This window comes from Streptosporangium sp. NPDC001559, assembly GCF_042893955.1.
Lineage (GTDB): Bacteria > Actinomycetota > Actinomycetes > Streptosporangiales > Streptosporangiaceae > Streptosporangium.
In genome coordinates this window covers 42,516-58,383 of record NZ_JBIAVG010000015.1, presented here as the reverse complement: position 1 = coordinate 58,383, position 15,868 = coordinate 42,516, and the positions used below count along the sequence as shown (strand labels likewise).

General features: G+C 70.7%; 17 protein-coding genes. 8 read left to right on the top strand and 9 right to left on the bottom strand.

Annotation, left to right across the window (positions count from 1 at the left end; translation table 11 throughout):
• The first annotated feature begins 18 nt into the window (after nt 1-18).
• Both ACFYY8_RS29765 and ACFYY8_RS29760 read left to right on the top strand, forming a co-directional pair.
• Nucleotides 19-306 carry a hypothetical protein gene (locus tag ACFYY8_RS29765; RefSeq protein WP_390046566.1) on the top strand — a complete coding sequence of 96 codons (288 nt, stop codon included), beginning with the start codon at nt 19-21 and terminating at the stop codon, nt 304-306.
• 363 nt (nt 307-669) lie between these two features.
• Nucleotides 670-954: a hypothetical protein gene (locus ACFYY8_RS29760; RefSeq protein WP_390046564.1), complete on the top strand. Its 285-nt coding sequence runs from the start codon at nt 670-672 to the stop codon at nt 952-954.
• Nucleotides 955-1,298: 344 nt separating this feature from the next.
• Here the strand turns inward: ACFYY8_RS29760 and ACFYY8_RS29755 are convergent, their stop codons facing one another.
• Nucleotides 1,299-1,814: a GNAT family N-acetyltransferase gene (locus ACFYY8_RS29755; RefSeq protein ID WP_390046562.1), complete on the bottom strand. Its 516-nt coding sequence runs from the start codon at nt 1,812-1,814 to the stop codon at nt 1,299-1,301.
• Nucleotides 1,815-2,271: 457 nt separating this feature from the next.
• Here ACFYY8_RS29755 and ACFYY8_RS29750 point away from each other — a divergent pair, with 457 nt between their 5' ends.
• On the top strand, nt 2,272-5,145 hold the full coding sequence (locus ACFYY8_RS29750; protein WP_390046560.1) for a BTAD domain-containing putative transcriptional regulator: 2,874 nt from the start codon (nt 2,272-2,274) through the stop codon (nt 5,143-5,145).
• A 49-nt stretch (nt 5,146-5,194) separates the two neighbouring features.
• Here ACFYY8_RS29750 and ACFYY8_RS29745 read toward each other — a convergent pair whose 3' ends face one another.
• On the bottom strand, nt 5,195-5,647 hold the full coding sequence (locus tag ACFYY8_RS29745) for a winged helix-turn-helix transcriptional regulator (RefSeq protein WP_390046558.1): 453 nt from the start codon (nt 5,645-5,647) through the stop codon (nt 5,195-5,197).
• A gap of 84 nt (nt 5,648-5,731) precedes the next feature.
• Between ACFYY8_RS29745 and ACFYY8_RS29740 the strand changes: the two genes are divergently transcribed.
• A complete protein-coding gene (locus ACFYY8_RS29740; RefSeq protein ID WP_390046556.1) occupies nt 5,732-6,922 on the top strand; it encodes an MFS transporter in 1,191 nt (396 codons plus the stop codon).
• On the opposite strand, the gene ACFYY8_RS29735 is transcribed toward ACFYY8_RS29740, so the two are convergent.
• From ACFYY8_RS29735 to ACFYY8_RS29720, 4 genes are read right to left on the bottom strand one after another with little or no spacing between them, the layout of a single operon-like run.
• On the bottom strand, nt 6,911-7,357 hold the full coding sequence (locus ACFYY8_RS29735; protein WP_390046553.1) for a nuclear transport factor 2 family protein: 447 nt from the start codon (nt 7,355-7,357) through the stop codon (nt 6,911-6,913). The genes ACFYY8_RS29740 and ACFYY8_RS29735 overlap by 12 nt on opposite strands.
• Nucleotides 7,358-7,370: 13 nt before the next feature.
• Complete coding sequence (locus ACFYY8_RS29730) at nt 7,371-7,553, bottom strand: ferredoxin (RefSeq protein ID WP_352015979.1); 183 nt, start codon at nt 7,551-7,553, stop codon at nt 7,371-7,373.
• Between the two features lie 25 nt (nt 7,554-7,578).
• Nucleotides 7,579-8,475: a pyridoxamine 5'-phosphate oxidase family protein gene (locus ACFYY8_RS29725; RefSeq protein WP_390046551.1), complete on the bottom strand. Its 897-nt coding sequence runs from the start codon at nt 8,473-8,475 to the stop codon at nt 7,579-7,581.
• Nucleotides 8,476-8,485: 10 nt separating this feature from the next.
• A complete protein-coding gene (locus ACFYY8_RS29720) occupies nt 8,486-8,938 on the bottom strand; it encodes a VOC family protein (RefSeq protein ID WP_390046549.1) in 453 nt (150 codons plus the stop codon).
• Nucleotides 8,939-9,040: 102 nt separating this feature from the next.
• On the opposite strand from ACFYY8_RS29720, the gene ACFYY8_RS29715 reads away from it, so the two are divergent.
• The gene (locus ACFYY8_RS29715) at nt 9,041-9,643 is read left to right on the top strand and encodes a CGNR zinc finger domain-containing protein (protein ID WP_390046548.1); all 603 of its coding nucleotides are present in this window, start codon (nt 9,041-9,043) and stop codon (nt 9,641-9,643) included.
• Nucleotides 9,644-9,771: 128 nt separating this feature from the next.
• Nucleotides 9,772-10,434 (top strand): DUF2306 domain-containing protein, encoded by a 663-nt coding sequence (locus ACFYY8_RS29710; protein ID WP_390046546.1) that lies wholly within the window; start codon nt 9,772-9,774, stop codon nt 10,432-10,434.
• Here the strand turns inward: ACFYY8_RS29710 and ACFYY8_RS29705 are convergent.
• Nucleotides 10,431-11,045 carry a hypothetical protein gene (locus ACFYY8_RS29705; protein ID WP_390046544.1) on the bottom strand — a complete coding sequence of 205 codons (615 nt, stop codon included), beginning with the start codon at nt 11,043-11,045 and terminating at the stop codon, nt 10,431-10,433. The genes ACFYY8_RS29710 and ACFYY8_RS29705 overlap by 4 nt on opposite strands.
• Before the next feature lie 193 nt (nt 11,046-11,238).
• On the opposite strand from ACFYY8_RS29705, the gene ACFYY8_RS29700 reads away from it, so the two are divergent.
• Both ACFYY8_RS29700 and ACFYY8_RS29695 read left to right on the top strand, forming a co-directional pair.
• Nucleotides 11,239-13,305: a histidine kinase gene (locus tag ACFYY8_RS29700; RefSeq protein ID WP_390046542.1), complete on the top strand. Its 2,067-nt coding sequence runs from the start codon at nt 11,239-11,241 to the stop codon at nt 13,303-13,305.
• Nucleotides 13,295-13,948 carry a response regulator gene (locus ACFYY8_RS29695; RefSeq protein ID WP_390046540.1) on the top strand — a complete coding sequence of 218 codons (654 nt, stop codon included), beginning with the start codon at nt 13,295-13,297 and terminating at the stop codon, nt 13,946-13,948. The genes ACFYY8_RS29700 and ACFYY8_RS29695 overlap by 11 nt, the downstream gene beginning before the upstream one ends.
• 31 nt (nt 13,949-13,979) lie before the next feature.
• On the opposite strand, the gene ACFYY8_RS29690 is transcribed toward ACFYY8_RS29695, so the two are convergent.
• Nucleotides 13,980-14,636, bottom strand: a complete 657-nt coding sequence (locus ACFYY8_RS29690) for a response regulator (RefSeq protein WP_390046538.1) — start codon at nt 14,634-14,636, stop codon at nt 13,980-13,982.
• Nucleotides 14,633-15,745: a sensor histidine kinase gene (locus ACFYY8_RS29685; RefSeq protein ID WP_390046536.1), complete on the bottom strand. Its 1,113-nt coding sequence runs from the start codon at nt 15,743-15,745 to the stop codon at nt 14,633-14,635. The genes ACFYY8_RS29690 and ACFYY8_RS29685 overlap by 4 nt, the downstream gene beginning before the upstream one ends.
• Nucleotides 15,746-15,868 lie beyond the last annotated feature (123 nt).

Here is a 15,868-nt window from a genome sequence, read left to right as displayed (position 1 = left end):
CTGGCGTACGCTCGCGCCGTGTTCACCATGCGCTGGCCGGACTACTTCGACGAGGACGCGCCTGTGATCGAGGCCAAGGGACGGTTCGGGGACGTCCTGGTGGAGTGGAACGGGCGGGCCTACCGGCCGGTGTTCTACGACCCGGTCAGGCTCGCGCAGGAGATCGCCGACGAACTGGCACACGGCTCCGCCTTCAGGGAGTCCAACCTCATCGTGATCGACCAGGTCACCCGTGCCCACATGGAAGCCGCGATCACGGCACTCGTCGACGGCCGCTTCGACCTGGTCCCCGAGGAAGCCCCATGATCGAGGTCGGCGGCCCTTTCCACCGGGTCGGCGAACCCGGTTTCGCGTCGAGTTACCGCCGGGATACGGGAACCTCGACCGAGTGGCCGCCCGGAAGGTGGGCCTTCGTGAGCTCCTGGACAAGGTCCGCGCCCTGGTTTTCGTCCTCACTCCAGTAAGCGTGAAAGCGTTTCCTGTCCACCGTGGTGATCTCGATTTTCGTGGCAGGAAACCCGCTGATGTTGGCAGTTCACCGGCTCACGGCCCGGCGTGGGTTCCGTGAAAGTCTTTGGTTCATCGCACCTGCCGTCAGGGAGGATTCACCTCGCGTTTCACGGTGCGCCGCGACTTCTCCCCGTACGGCTTTCAGAGAAAGGTGGCAACATGATTCGCGTCGCACGAAAGGTCTCCACGATCGGTGTGGTCGCGGCCGCGGCGATCACCCTGTGGGGAACGGCCGCCCAGGCGGCCCAGGTGAACAGCGGTTCGGCGCCGGTCAACGCCGCGACGGCGAATGTCAGTGAAGAGGGTCACTGGGAGCGTTACTGGTACAACAGCTGGGACCAGTGCAACGAGGACAAGCGGGGATACCAGTTGATCAATTACTGGGTGGACGGATGCTACGGCGGGATCGGCACCTACTACCTGGACGTGCACCTCCCCTATTGACCCTGAGCTTTTTCCGCTGAGCCTTTTCTCGGCCTGAGGCCGCAGGGTATGGACGCGGTGTGGTGAGTCGCGTCCGATCGTCGATCAAGATCATCCTGTGCCGGACGCCTCGGGCCGCTTTCATATCGTGCCGGGCCTCGTCGTCACATCGGACGTCGTCCGGCCTGGCCGGTCGCCACCGCCCGGCGATCGGTTCTCTCCCGCACCGCATCGACCCCGGCCGCAAGTCCCGCTCGTTCTCGTGCATCTCCGTGAAGGAGAGACCCTTGCCGAGGTCGCAGCCGGGTTCGGGGTCGGTGCGGTCGCCCACGCCGGCTCGGCCGACCCGTCGGTCGCACGCGACCTCACCGGCCTCCGGCTTTCTCAGGCGCCTGGTTCAGGACCTGGTAGAGAATGTGTTCCTGCCATTCTCCGGCGATTTTGAGATACTGCGGAGCGATTCCGTAGGGGATGAATCCGTTGCGTTTCAGGACGCGCTGGGATGCCGTGTTGTGGATGAGCGTCTCGGCCTGGAGGCGGTGCAGCCCCAGTTCTGTGAAGGCGATCTCCTTGGTCTCGGCCACGGCCCTGGTGGCGATTCCCCGGCCGTTGTGGGTTCTGTCGACCCAGTAACCGACGCTGCCCGACTGGAAGGCGCCCCGGGTGATGCCGCTGATGGTGAGCCTGCCGACGAGTGTTCCGGCGTCGTCGAGGATCGCGAGCGGAAGCATCGTGCCGTCGGAGTACGCCTTGAGCGCCGTTTCGAGGAGGTCGCGCTGTGTGGCGACGGTGAAGAAGTCGTCATCACGGGCGGGTTCCCACGGGGCCAGGAAATCACGGTTCTCTCTGAGCCGTTCCACCAGCGAGGGTGCGTCGTCCACTGAGACAAGCCGTGTGTTGCCCATATGAGGCCCCTGCCTTGGTCGTGGTCTTCCACGTATGAACAGCATACTTTGTAATGATTTTTCCGGCGCTGTAGCGATGGACGCCCCGGACCCGGCGGCACCGTCCGTACCTCCCCGCCGCCGCGCGGGTCCAGGAGGCGCGTCCGCCAGGCCGCCCGGCAGGGAGATCCGCCCCCGGGAACCCGGACAGGTCGGTTCGGCGGATGTGGGACGACCCCCGGCGCGCGCCTTCTTTTCGGTCTTGGGCCGTGGGCACGGAAGGGCACGCGGCGGCCGCCCTCGTCCCCCCTCGTCACGCCGTTCAGCTGGGAAGATCCATGCGCCGACCTCCGCCGGGGACGTGGGCCACCCGTGCGCACGGCAGGGAAGCGAGGTATAAATGCCAATATTCTGCGTAATTAAGGGACAGCGCATGGGAACGGTCGGTGTAGACGTGACGAGCCCCGATATTCGGTTCTCCGTTCTCGGTCCGCTGACCGTGACGCGGAAAGGCGTCGAACTGGATCTCGCCCCCCGGCTGAAGACCCTGCTCGCCACACTGCTCGTCGCCCAGGGCAAGGTCGTCTCCGTCGACCGCATCATCGACGCCCTGTGGAACAAGGACGTCCCCAAAACCGCCGTCTCCACCATGCACTCCTACGTGACCAACCTCCGCCGGGCGATCGAGCCGGACCGGCTCCCCAGGGCGGTACACGGGATCGTGGACCGGCAGGGCCCCGGGTACGTGCTCCGCGCACGTCCGGAGTCGGTGGACGCCGAATGGTTCGTCTCACTCGCCGAACGCGGCGCCCGAGCGCTGGGCAGCGATCCCGCGGACGCGGTGGACGACCTGTCGGCCGCCCTCTCCCTCTGGCGGGGCCCCGCCTATCTCGACCTGCGGGACAGCGAGGTGGTGGCGGCCGAGATCGCCCGGCTGGAGAGCGCCCGGCTGGAGGCCCGCCAGAACCACGCCTCCGCTCTGATCGCCGCGGGTGCGGCGCCCTCGGCCGTCGTCGAGCTTGAGGCGCTGGTCCGTGAGGACTCCCTGGCCGAACGCGCCTGGGAACTGCTCGCGCTCGCCCTCTACCGGACCGGACGGCAGAGCGACGCGCTGGGCGCGCTGCGCACCGCCCGCGACCATCTGCTGGAGGAACTGGGAGTCGATCCCGGCCCCGCGCTGCGTGCCATGGAGGCCGCGATCCTGAACCAGGATTCGGCGCTGGACGGGAGCGTTCCACCGTCGGACTCGCGTTCCGTCATGGCACGGCCGCTTCCGGACTCGACACCGGGCATCCGGGTTCCCACACCGCTGACCAGGCTGATCGGCCGGGACGACGACGTGGCGGCCGTCGGGGACCTGCTCGGGACCCATCGGCTGGTGACGATCACCGGGCCCGGCGGGGCCGGCAAGACACGCACCGCGTTCGAGGCGGCCGGGCGGTACGGCTCGGGCGATGGGCCATGGGCGGTGCTCCTCGCAGACCTGACCGACCTGGCACTCCTGCCCAGCCTCGTCGGCGCCGCGATGGGGGCGCCGTTCGTCAGGGGCGCCGAGGAACTGATCACGATCATCGGCGACCGGGAGGTCCTGCTCGTCCTCGACAACTGCGAGCACCTGGTGGAGGGTGTCGCCGCCCTGGCCGAGACGTTGCTGTCGCGCTGCCCGCACCTGCGGCTCCTGGCCACGAGCCGGGAGGCGCTGGCGATCACGGGGGAGGTCACCTGGGAGATCCCGCCGCTGGACCCCGAAGGCCCCGGCGTCGAACTGTTCGTCGAACGGGCCCTCGCCCTGCGGCCGGGCTGGCGGCCCAGCCGCTCCGACCGGGAGCTCATGGCGGAGATCTGCCGCGACCTCGACGGACTGCCACTGGCGATCGAACTGGCCGCCGCGCAGACGCGCGTCCTGTCACTGGAGCAGATCACCGACGGTCTCGCCGACCGGTTCGGCCTGCTCTCCACGGGATCCCGTACGGCCCCGGCACGACACCGCGACCTGGAGGCGGTGATCGAGTGGAGCGTCCGTCTCCTCACCGAGGAGGAAAGGGAACTCCTGGGCCGCCTCGCCCTCTTCGAGGGGGGCTTCGACCTGGAGGCGGCCCAGTGGCTGACCGACCGGTCCCGGATACTGCCGAACCTGAGCGCCCTGATCTCCAAGTCGCTGGTCAGGACCGAGAGCGGGGACACCCCTCGGCGCTACCGGATCCTGGAGACGATCAGGCAGTACGCGGGACGTCTGCTGACCGGCGAGGAGGGGGGTCGCTGGGCGGATCGGCACCTCGCCTGGGCGACCGAGCTGGCCGAGACGGCGAGCCGGCGGCTGAGGTCGTTCGACGCCGACACCTGGATGCGCAGACTCCAGCACGAGCAGGCCAACATGCGGGCGGCGCTGGGCCACGCCATGGTCACGGGCGACGTCGACCGCGCTCTGCGGCTCGCCTGCGCCCTGTCGTGGTACTGGTATCGCACCGGGTACGCGCACGAGGGAATCAGCTGGTTGACCAGGGCGCTCGACGCCGCCGGGCCCGGCCACCCGGGGCGCGGGCAGGCACTGCTGGGCCGGGCGGTGCTGCGCTACCTCGTGGGTGACGCCGTGGGCGGTAACGACGACGCCTCCCGCGCCTCGGAGGAGGCGGAGCGGTCCGGCGAGATCGAGGTCCTCGCCCGCAGCCTGCCGTACCGTGCCTACTTCCAGCAGCTCACCGGCGACCCGGCGCTGTCGCAGGAGCTGATCCAGGAGGCGGCCCGGCTCGTCCAGGCCGTCGGCCTGCCGTGGATCGAGGCGGAGATGATGATGATCCGCGGCCAGATCACCAGGGCGACGGGGAACTTCCCGCTCGCCGCCGCGCAGCTCATCCAGGCCGTGGACATCAGCGACCTGTGCGGGCACGACTGGGCGTCCATCTCGGCGTGGTGGATCGCCGCGAAGGTGTCCATGGACCTGGGCGACACGGAGCGGGCGATCCGGCAGGCCGCGCACGCCGTCGTCCAACTCGACCGGAGTCTCGACGTCACCGGCTGGCTGGCCGTCGTGCACGTGCTGGGCGGCGCGCTCGGCATGGCGGGGAAGGCGAAGGAGGGCGCCATGCTGCTCGGCGCGGTGGAGGCCATCGGCGGGCGGGTCGGTTACTCCCCCGAGATCATGGACCCGGTGGACGGCCGCCGCAACGTCGCCGCCGTACGCTCGGCGCTTCCTGAGGACGACTTCCGCCGGGCCCTCGCCGCCGGTCAGGGCCTGAGCAGGGACGATGTGACCGCGATGGCCCGCGAACTGGTCGGAGACGCCCAGGGAGACCGCGGAACGCGGGTGACGCTCCCGGGCCACCGGTGAGCCGGTGACCGAGCCGCGCGCCGGGAGGGAACCGTTCGGGGTGGCCGGTTCAGCCGGTCTTCCTGACGTGTGACGTTCCCGCGGAGAGCGGTGCGCCGTCCTGGCTGAGCGGATGGAGACGGGCGAGCTCCCGCCCACGGTCGTCGACGAGGACGGAGCGCGGCTCGTCCGGGGCGAAGGTGTGACGCTCACCCCACTGGCGAAGGGCGACGACGGTCGTGAAGAGGTCCTGCCCGGCCTCGGTGAGCCGGTAGGTGTGCCGTCTGCCGTCGGTCGTGGCGCTCCGGTCGAGGATGCCGTACTCGACGAGCCTGCGGAGCCGGTCGGTGAGGATGTTGCGGGCGATCCCGAGCCGTTGGCGGAACTCGGTGAAGGTCGTCGCCCCGTCCATCGCGTCGCGGACGATCAGCAGGCTCCACCGGTCGCCCACCAGGTCGACGGTCCGTGCGACCGGGCAGGCCGGATCCGTCCAGGCGCTTCCCGCAGCGGGTGTGACGTCCACCGGCCCCTCCATGATGAGTTGCAATCTGAAACCATTATGCCCCAATCTGAATAGGTTGCATTTTGAAACCTTTTGGAGGGTGGCATGTCGCCAGGACTGACCGGAAGGCAGCGGGCCGTGCTCGCGCTGGTGTGCGCGGTGGCGGTGTCGGCCGTCTACGGCATCCAGCCCGTCCTTGAGGCCGCGGGCGAGGACCTCGGGCTCGGGGAAGGGGAGCTGGGCCGGCTGGTCGCCGCCGGGCAGATCGGCTATCTCGCGGGACTGGTGCTGCTGGTCCCGCTCGGTGACCTGTTCGACCGCCGCGGACTCATCACCGCGCACCTGCTGCTCACGGCGGTGGGCGCCGGGGTGGCCGCGATCGCGCCCAACGGCGGCGTCGCGATCGCGGGCCTGGCCCTGGCCGGGCTGTTCGCCGTGGTCGTCCAGACCACGGTGGCCTACGTCGCCGCCGTCTCACCGGCCGGTGAACGTGGCCGCGACATCGGGACGGTCACCTCGGGCGTGGTCGTCGGAATCCTCGGCGTGCGCGTGCTCTCGGGCACGCTGGGAGAGCTGGCCGACTGGCGTACGGCCTACCTCGTGATCGCGGTGCTCTGCGTGGCGCTCGCGTTCGCCGCCCGCTTCACCCTCGGGGCCGAGACCCGGCGCCCCAGGGCCCGGTACGGCCCGCTGCTGGTGTCGCTGGGGCGTCTGGTCGTCGGCGACCGGCTTCTTCTCAGCCGGGGACTGGTCGCGTTCTTCCTGTTCGCCTCCTTCGGCACGCTGTGGAGCGGACTGGCGCTCCCGCTCGGCGACGCGCCGTGGCACCTCGGCACCACCGAGATCGGCCTGTTCGGGCTCGCGGGCCTCGCCGGGGCGCTGGGCGCGGTCAGGACCGGCCGATGGGCCGACCGGGGCCTGGCGTCCTCGGTCACCGGCTGGTCGCTGGCCCTGCTCACCGCCTCCTGGCTGCTGATCGCCCAGGCGGGGACGTCGCTGTGGCTGCTGATCGTCGGCGTCGTCGTCCTGGACTTCGCCGTACAGGCCGTGCACGTCAGCAGCCAGCACCTGCTCACCACCGCCCACCCCGACCGGGGCAGCGGCGTCATCGGCGCCTACATGGTCTTCTACTCCCTCGGCTCCGCGCTCGGCGCGATCACCACGACCTGGGCCCACAGCGTCGCGGGGTGGCCGGCCGCGAGCCTGCTCGGCGCAGGCTACGCCGCGCTCGGACTCCTCACCGCCCTCTCGACCCGGCGTCTCACCACCCCGGCGCGAGCGCGGTCAACGCCATAGGTCCTGTTCGCCGGCCTGGCGCGGACCGAGGATACGTCGCTGGTCGGCGGTGATCCGAAGGTCGTTGATGCTCGCCTCGCGTCGTCGCATCAGTCCTTCGGCGTCGAACTCCCAGAGCTCGTTGCCGTGGCTGCGCCACCACAGCCCGTCGGCGTCGTGCCATTCGTACTGGAACCGTACGGCGATCCGGTCGCCGGTGAACGCCCAGAGCTCCTTGCGGAGCGCGTAGCCGAGTTCTCTCGCCCACTTGCGGGTCAGGAAGGCGATGATCTCATCCCGGCCGGTGACGAACTCGTCGCGGTTACGCCAGACCGAGTCGGGTGTGTAGGCGAGTGCCACGCGCCGCGGGTCGCGGGTGTTCCAGGCGTCCTCCGCGGCCCGGACCTTGGCGCGGGCGGTCTCGGCGGTGAAGGGCGGGACGGGTGGACGGGTCATGAGTACTCCTTGATCAGAGGATTATGGCCTGCACGGGGCAGGCGCGGGCCGCCTGCTCCACGGCGGGCCACGACGCGTCGGCGGGCGCGGCGTCGTACACCAGTTCGTCGTTGTCGTCGAGGGTGAACACCTCCGGGGCGGCGAACACGCACTGGGCGTGGGTCTGGCACAGGGTCATGTCGACACGGACGCGCATGGTTCTCCTCCAGCTGTGAGACGTCTCAGGCGGGGTTGAAACGGGAGAGCCCGCCGAAGGACCACCGCTGGGGGAGACCACCGGCGATCTCGACGGCTCGCTCGACGTCGAAATCGATCAGCCGCTGCGCGCCCGGTACGGCGGTCGCACGGTCGGGGTCCCAGTCGACACGGGCCCGGCCCGTCAGGTGCAGGGTCCTGCCGTTCTCCCAGTCGGGGAACAGCAGCCCGCAGCGCGGTTCGAGTTCGAGGTTGCCCAACGTCATGTACATCGAGTTGCCGGCATAGTCGGGCCAGGTCAGCCGGCGGCCGCCGGTCACCGTGACGAAGCCGGGGTTGCCGCCGCGATGCGACGCGTCGGCCCCCAGCCCCGCCGCGTACGTGCCGACGAAGAACGTGTCGGCCGCGGCGATCCACCGCTGCTGCCCGGCGGTGAGCTCCTCGGTGACGAGCGCTGTCCCGCGCGCCGGAAGCGAGTCTTCGACGTAGGTGCGGGTTTGTAGGTATTTCGGGCAGTTGGAGTACACCTGCTCGGTGTGTATCAGGAGCCGGTCTCCGTGCCGGCGGCCCCGGCCGTTGACACGCATCCGTCTCCGGGTGGCGGGCTCGATCGCGAGCATCCCCACCTGCCGCTCGGTGCCGGGAAGCCCGTCGAAGAGGCCTTCGAGGGGATCGCCGGTCCCGGGCAACCGGTCGACCGCGACGGTGCGGTCGTCGGCGGCGGTGGTGAATCCGGGCGGGCCGGTGAGCATCGTGACCCATGCCGCGCCTGTCTCGTCGGGGGCCGCGAGCACCACCAGACGCTGCAGACCGAGGAACTCCGCGGCCACCGGCGGGATGCCCGTCCCCACACCGGCGGATCCCCAGCCGTCGGCGGTCACCCCGGCGTGGCGCTGCACCACGTGTTCGCCTTGGTGGAACATGACGATCCCTCTAGAAGAAACCGCAGGTCGGTGCGCCCTGGGTAGGCGCCGGCGCGGTGTCGGCGCCGCTCGGCGCGTAGATCTCCAGGCGGATGCCGTCCGGATCGGTGAAGAACACACCGCCGGAGGACGCCCCCTCGCCGTGCGGGACGATCCCGTCGTGGACCGGCCGCACGCCGAGCGCGCGCAGGGTGGCCTCGGCACGACGGACCGCCTCGATGTCGGGCACCTGGAACGACAGGTGGTGCAGGCCGGGCCGGTCGACGGGGAAGACGCCGCCGCTCTGCTGCCACAACGTGACCAGCAGGGTTCCCTCGCGGCCGAGAAAGGCGAATCTGCGCTCGCCGTCGTTCCGCTCGTCCAGGACCTCGAAGTCGAAGACCTGACGGTAGAAGGCGATGGAGCGCGTCAGGTCGGTCACGTTCAGGCCGACGTGCCCGGTTCGCAGGGCAGGTGTGCTCATGGGATGCCTCCAAGGCGCTGTTCTAACGGTTAAATTCCTCTTACGCCATTAGAATATGCCTGGCGTCTCTAACGCTGTCAACCGGGATGTACCGTTAGAAGGGTGAAAGTGGCAGACCTCGCGAGCGGTGGCGCTCCGCTCCTCGGCGAACCGCCGCCCGTCGAGCTGGGCAACACCGCGTACGCCGTGAGAGGCCGTCCCAAGGACGGTCTGCGAAGCGTCGAGCACCTGGGCGCGTGGCTGCGCGACATGCGCCCGCGCCTCGCGGTCGACCTCACCGACGCCGACATCCACGGCGTGACCGACCGTGACCTGTGCCTGGCCAGGGAGCTGAGGGACGTCATCGGGGCACTCTCCGCCGCGACCGTGGACGGCCGCGACCTTGATCCGGACGCGGTCGCGACCCTCAACCGGCACGCGGGCCGGACCCCCCGCTGGCGTGAGCTGCGCACCGCTCCCGAGCCGTACACGGTGGTGCGCTTCGAGGGCCGTCCCGTCGCCGCCGTGTTCGCCGCGCTGGCCGAGGAGGCCGCCGACCTGTTCGCCGGGCCGTCGCGCCGTCAACTTCGCGCCTGCCACGGTCCGGGCTGTGTGCTGCACTTCGTCCGCGACACCCCCCGGCGCGAGTGGTGCTCACCCGGCTGCGGCAACCGGGCGCGAGCGGCCCGGCATTACGCCAGGGTCCGGAAGGGGGACGACGACTGAGCGGCGCGCGAAGGCCCTCCACGCCGCCGGTTCAGCCGAAAGTACGCCCGATCCCCGGACGATCGGCCGACTCGGATCGGGCCTTTCTTGCGATGAGTTGACATAGGCGAAGAAGTCACGATCCCCTCATGACCGAGAGCAGCGTGAGGGGCCCCGGGCCCCAGAAGGTCCGGCGGGACTCCAGGGTCCCCGGATGGGTGGGGCCGACCGGCCTGATCATGCTCAGCGTGATCCCGGTGGTCGCCGGTGCGCTCCGGCTGGGAGAGGTGGCGGGAGGCGCGGCGGTCACCCCCGCCAACGCGCGGTTCCTCGCGACACCGCTCCCCGTGGTGCTGCACATCATCGGAGCGTCCGTCTACGGCATCGTGGGCGCCTTCCAGTTCGCGGGAAGGTTCCGGCGCCGCAGGCCGGGCTGGCACCGTACGGCAGGGCGGGTCCTCGTCGTGTGCGGACTCGTCGCCGCGCTCTCCGGCCTGTGGATGACCGTGTTCTACCCTCGCCCCCCAGGCGACGGCGACCTCCTCGCGCTGTTCCGGCTCGTGTTCGGCACGGCGATGACGGTCTCCCTGGTGCTCGGCCTCGCCGCAGTCCTGCGGAGGGACCTCCGCCGCCACCGCGCCTGGATGGTCCGCGGCTACGCGATCGGCGTGGCCGCGGGCACCCAGGCCTTCACCCAGCTCCCCTGGATGCTCCTCGTCGGCCCCCTCGACGAGATCCCCAGGGCCCTGCTCGTGGGCGCCGGATGGGTCATCAACCTCGCCGTGGCCGAGTGGATCATCCGCAGGCCCTAACCCCGCTCACGCGGGGCGACGGTCAGCTCCGGACTCCGGGCGAGCAGCAGTCCCAGGGTGGCGTACCCGACGACCAGGTGACCGGCGCCGATCCATCGTCCGACGGGCTCGCCGAGCAGCCAGAGCGACGGGATGGCCACGAACGCCCAGCTCTCCGCGACCAGAGGCCACCACCGCAGCACCCCCCGCCACCGGCCGGCGAACGCGAGCTTCACCCCGATCGTGAACATGCCCAGCATCGACAGCGGCCAGAAGACGTCGAGCACGGCGAGCCATGTGGCGCCGCGCGCCTCGACGGGCAGGATCCCGTGCAGCAGCGACCACAGGCAGGCCGGGACGAGCAGTACCGTCTCGACCCTGAGCAGGGTCACGGAGGCGCGCGAGGTCCCGGTCGCCCGGGTTCGCAGTTGCGCCGTGACCAGCGCGAACAGGCCGATCTGGAAGAGCAGCGCGGTCAGGTCGTTGATCCGCGAGCCCGGCCCGTCACCGTGGGGGCCGAACAGGACGTTGCTCACCACCCAGGGCAGCGTGCAGGCCGTCAGCCCGAGCCCGAGGTTGCGGATCGTGTCGAGGTGCCCGGCGGGCGGGGTGCCGACGGCCCTCGTATCCATACGCCCCTGCGCATCCATCGTCGGTCGGCTCCTTTCCACGAGGGCCGCCGGTGCGCCGCCCGGCCTCCACGATCGGCGTCCTCGGACCCGGCTGAGCAGGGCCGGCCGTCCCGATCCAGGCCCTCGAAGTTCCCGATCCCGGCGGGACGGCAGTCTCGCGACAATCGGGACACTCTTGGTGAGAATGCATTTCGTGAAGAACGTGACCCCACGTGGTCCGACGGCGACACGCAGATCCCTCCTGGTCGGCGTACCGGCCGTCGCCGTCGCGCTGGCCGTCGGCGCGGTGGTTCTGGACGTCCTGAACCGAGGGGTGAAGGTACCGAGCGGCCTCGACCCCGGCTGGACGTTGGCACTGACCGGCCTCGCGCAGGTGCTCCCCGGTGTTCTCCTGCTCCGGCGGCTGCCACGGCACTCGGTCGCCTGGGTGCTGACCGTCTCCGGCCTCGTCTGGGTCCTGGACGGCTTCGCCGCGGCCTGGACCACGTACGCGGTCCACGTGTCGCCGGGCACACCGGGCGCGTCGGCCGCCCACTGGTTCTACGCCCGGTTCGGCGCGACGCTGCTGCTCGGCCTGCCGCTGCTGATCCTGGTGTTCCCCGACGGGCGCCTGCCGAAGGACGGGCTGTGGCGCAGGCTGTCCGTCGTCAGCCTCGCGCTGACCGCGCTGCTGCCGACGGTGATGATGGTGGTGCCGCAGGCCGTCCTGACGCGCTACCTCGCCACGCCGCTGCCTCCCGAGATCGCGCGGATCGCGTCCGACCCGTTCGGCGTCGACCTGCCGTACGGCTTCTGGCACCCGGCCCTGAAGATCGCCTACACCGGGATCGTGGTGAGCCTGGTGGTGCCGTTCGCGGTCATGGTGCGCCGTTACCGTGCCGCCGACCCCGACCGGCGGGCGCAGATCCGCTGGCTGATGTGGGCCGCGCTGGTGGACATGTTCGTTCTGCTGCTGGGGTACATGCTGCCGCCGGAGCTCTCCGGGGCCACGCTCGGCCTCGCGATCGCGCTCACCTCCTCCGCCGTGGTGGTCGCGGTGACCAAGTACCGGCTGTACGGCATCGACCGGTTGCTCTCGGCGACGGCCCTGTACGGCATGCTCGCCGCACTGGTGATCCTGGTCGACATCGCCGTGTTCACCGTCGTCGGCACCGTGATCGACGAGCGGAACGCCGCGCTCGCCGCCCTCGTGATCGTCGCGGCGGTCTACGTGCCGCTGCGGGCCTGGCTGATGCGGGTGGTCCGCGTGCTGGTGCGCGGGTCGCGGGAGGACCCGTACGCGACGGTCTCGACGCTGGCGAAGCGGCTCGAACTGGCCACCGACCCGGAGGAGCAGCTGGTCGCGGTGGCACGGACGCTGGCCGAGGCGTTCCGGCTGTCCTACGTGCGGGTGGAGATCGAACGCCCGGGGGGAGAGCGCTCCGTGGTGGAGTACGGATCACCGCGAGGGCCGTCGCTCTCCCTGCCGGTCGCGTACCGCTCCGAGCTGGTCGGGCGGCTGGTGCTGTGCCGGACCGACCTGACCGAACGAGACCAGCGGCTCCTGGGCGACCTGGTACGGCAGGCGGCCGCCGCGGCACGCGCCTCGGAACTCAGCACCGACCTGCAGCGCATCCGCGCCCAGCTCGTGGTCGCCCGTGAGGAGGAACGCCGCAGGCTGCGGCGCGACCTGCACGACGGGCTGGGACCGAACCTCGGCGCGGTGGCGTTGCGGATCGAGACCGCCAGGAACCTGACCCGCACGTCACCCGGCGAGGCAGAGCGGATCCTCGACCGGACGGCCGCCGAGGTCGCCACGGTCATGGCGGACATCCGGCGCATAGTGCACGACCTGCGTCCACCGGCACTCGACGAGCTGGGCCTGGTCCAGGCGGTTCGGCAGCAGGCGGACCGTTTCCGCCCGAGTGGCCTTGAGGTCGTCGTCACCGGCGGCGGGGCGCTCGGCGCGCTGCCCGCCGCGGTGGAGGTGGCGGCGTACCGGATCGTGTCGGAGGCGCTGACGAACGTCGTCCGGCACGCGGGCGCCTCGCGCTGCGACATCGCCCTGAGCGTGCACGAGGGGGTCCTCGACGTCCTGGTGCGCGACGACGGCGCGGGAATCGGAGCGGACGTCACAGCCGGTGTGGGGATGTCCTCGCTGCGGGAACGGGCGGCCGAACTCGGCGGTGACTGCGAGATCACCCGCATGGCCGACGGCGGAACGCTGGTCCGTGCGAGACTTCCGCTGGAACAGGCGGTGGAGGTGGAAGGTGTCCCATGAACCGATCCGGGTGCTCCTCGCCGACGACCACCCGGTGTACCGCGAAGGCCTGGCGGCGCTGCTGAGCTCGATGTCCGGCATCGAGGTGGTGGGCACGGCCGGTACCGGGCTGGAGGCGGTCGAACTGGCCGCGGAGACACAGCCGGACGTGGTGGTCATGGACGTCCGGATGCCGGGACTGGACGGGATCGAGGCGACCCGGCGGATCTCCGCGCACAGCCCGCACATCGCGGTGGTCGTGCTGACGATGTCGGAGGAGGACGCCACCCTGTTCGCCGCGATGCGGGCCGGGGCACGCGGCTACCTGCTGAAGGGCGCCAACCAGGCCGAGATCGGGCGCGCGATCACCGCGGTCGCCAACGGGGAGGCCATCTTCGGTCCCGCGGTCGCGCGCCGCGTGGCGGAGTTCCTCACCAACGGACCGGCGGCATCCGGCGGTCATGTGTTCCCGCAGCTCACGCCGCGCGAACGGGAGATCCTGTCGCTGCTCGCGGCGGGAAGGTCGAACGCGCAGATCGCCTCGACGCTGTTCCTGTCGCAGAAGACCGTGCGTAACAACGTCTCGAACATCTTCGCCAAGCTGCACGTCGCCGACCGGGCCGAGGCGATCATCCGAGCCCGCGACGCCGGCCTCGGCCACTGACCTCCTCTGACCTCCGGTCACGCCAGTCGGGTCAGGGCCTGACCCGGTGCGTCTCGTACGCCCAGATGGCGATCTCCACCCGGTTCCTGGCGCCGAGCTTGGCCATCAGGCTGGCGATGTGGGTCTTGACGGTGCTGAGCGAGATGTGAAGCTCGTCGGCGATCTCGTTGTTGGTACGTCCCCGGGCCACCGTGACGAGGATCTGCTCCTCACGCTCGGTGAGCGCCTCGACGGGAAGCGCGGGCGGCGCGGCGGGCCCGGCGTGCGCGAAGGCGTTGAGCAGACGGGCGGTGACGCTCGGAGCGATGAGGGCGTCACCGGCCGCCGCGGTGTGAACGGCCTGGGAGAGCAGTTCGGCGCCGGCGTTCTTCAGCAGGAACCCCCTGGCCCCCGCGCGCAACGCCGCGTAGACGTACTCGTCGAGGTCGAAGGTGGTGATGACCACGACGGGGATCGGGTCGTCCACGGCGGGCCCGGCGAGCATCCGGGTGGCCTCGATGCCGTTGAGCACGGGCATCCGGATGTCGAGAAGGCACACGTCAGGCCGGAGCCGCCGGGCGAGGTCGACCGCCCGCCGCCCGTCCGGGGCCTCGCCGACCACCTCGATCCCCGGCTGCGCGTTGAGGATCATCGCCAGTCCGGTACGGACGATCTCCTGGTCGTCGGCGACCAGCACCCGGACGCTCACCCGGCCACCCCGGTGCGCGGCAGTACGGCGGTGACGCTCCACCCCCGGTCGGGATTGGGGCCCGCGACACAGGTCCCCCCGAGGAGGTCGGCCCGTTCGACCATGCCGGTGATCCCGTAACCGGGTGTCCCGGCGGGGCGGACGGGATCGCCGTCGTCGCTCACGTGCAGCCGGACCGACCTGTCGCCCGCGCTGATCCGGACCAGGACCCGGGTGGCGTGCCGCGCGTGCCGCCGGGCGTTGGTGACCGACTCCTGGGAGAGCCGGTAGATCGCGGCCTCGACGGAAGGGGGAAGGCCGGTGACGTCTCCCTCGACCTCCACCCTGACGGACGGCCCGGACCGCCCCGGACCCTCGAGCTGGGAGAGATCGGCGATGCCGCGCCCCGGCTCCAGGTCGGCGGGCGTGTTCCTGCGCAGGACGTGAACCATGGCGCGCATCTCGGTGAGCGCCTGGGCCGCCTCGGCCTCGATCACCCGCAACGCCTCGGTGGCGGCGTCCGGCTGCGACGCCGCCATCGCCAGTCCCGCCTGCGCCCGGATCGCCATCGCCGAGACGTGATGGGCGACGGTGTCGTGCAGATCCCGGGCCAGTTGCTCGCGTTCGAGCAGTTTGACCTGGTCGAGTTCCCGCGTCCGCGCCCTCGTCCGGTACCGGAACGCCGCTCCCACGGCGACCACCGAGAACACGACGGCGAACGAGGCGGCCGTGTTGGCGGGACCTCGGTAGTCCACGACCGCGGAGAACGCGGCCTTGACGAGGATGACCGCCAACCCGACGATCGCCTCCCGCCCGGACCCCCACCGGAACAGCGCGTAGGGCAGGAGGAGCAGGTAGACCATGGTGTTCGACTCGGGTGAGACGCCACCCGTCAGCACCTGGGCCACACCCGACAGACCGAACGCGATCACGACCATCGGCAAAGGCCGGGTGCGGCGCCACAACAGGGTGGGCACCAGCCCGACCGCGAGGCCGACCGAGACGACCCGCGAGGGCATGTCCGGCCGTACCACTCCTTCGAGCAGCGTGACCGGCAGCAACACCCCCACGAGCACCCAGTCTCGCCACACCCGTCGTGGCGCGTCGGGGGAACGGGGCTCATGCCACACGGAGCGAATAAGGCCGTACACGAAGTCATGGTACGAGAGCCCCCACCCTCCACAATCAGCCCAAAGTACGAGACATTTCGCTCACCGGATTGGTAGGGGCCGAAAGGCGTGCGGGGTTCTGGC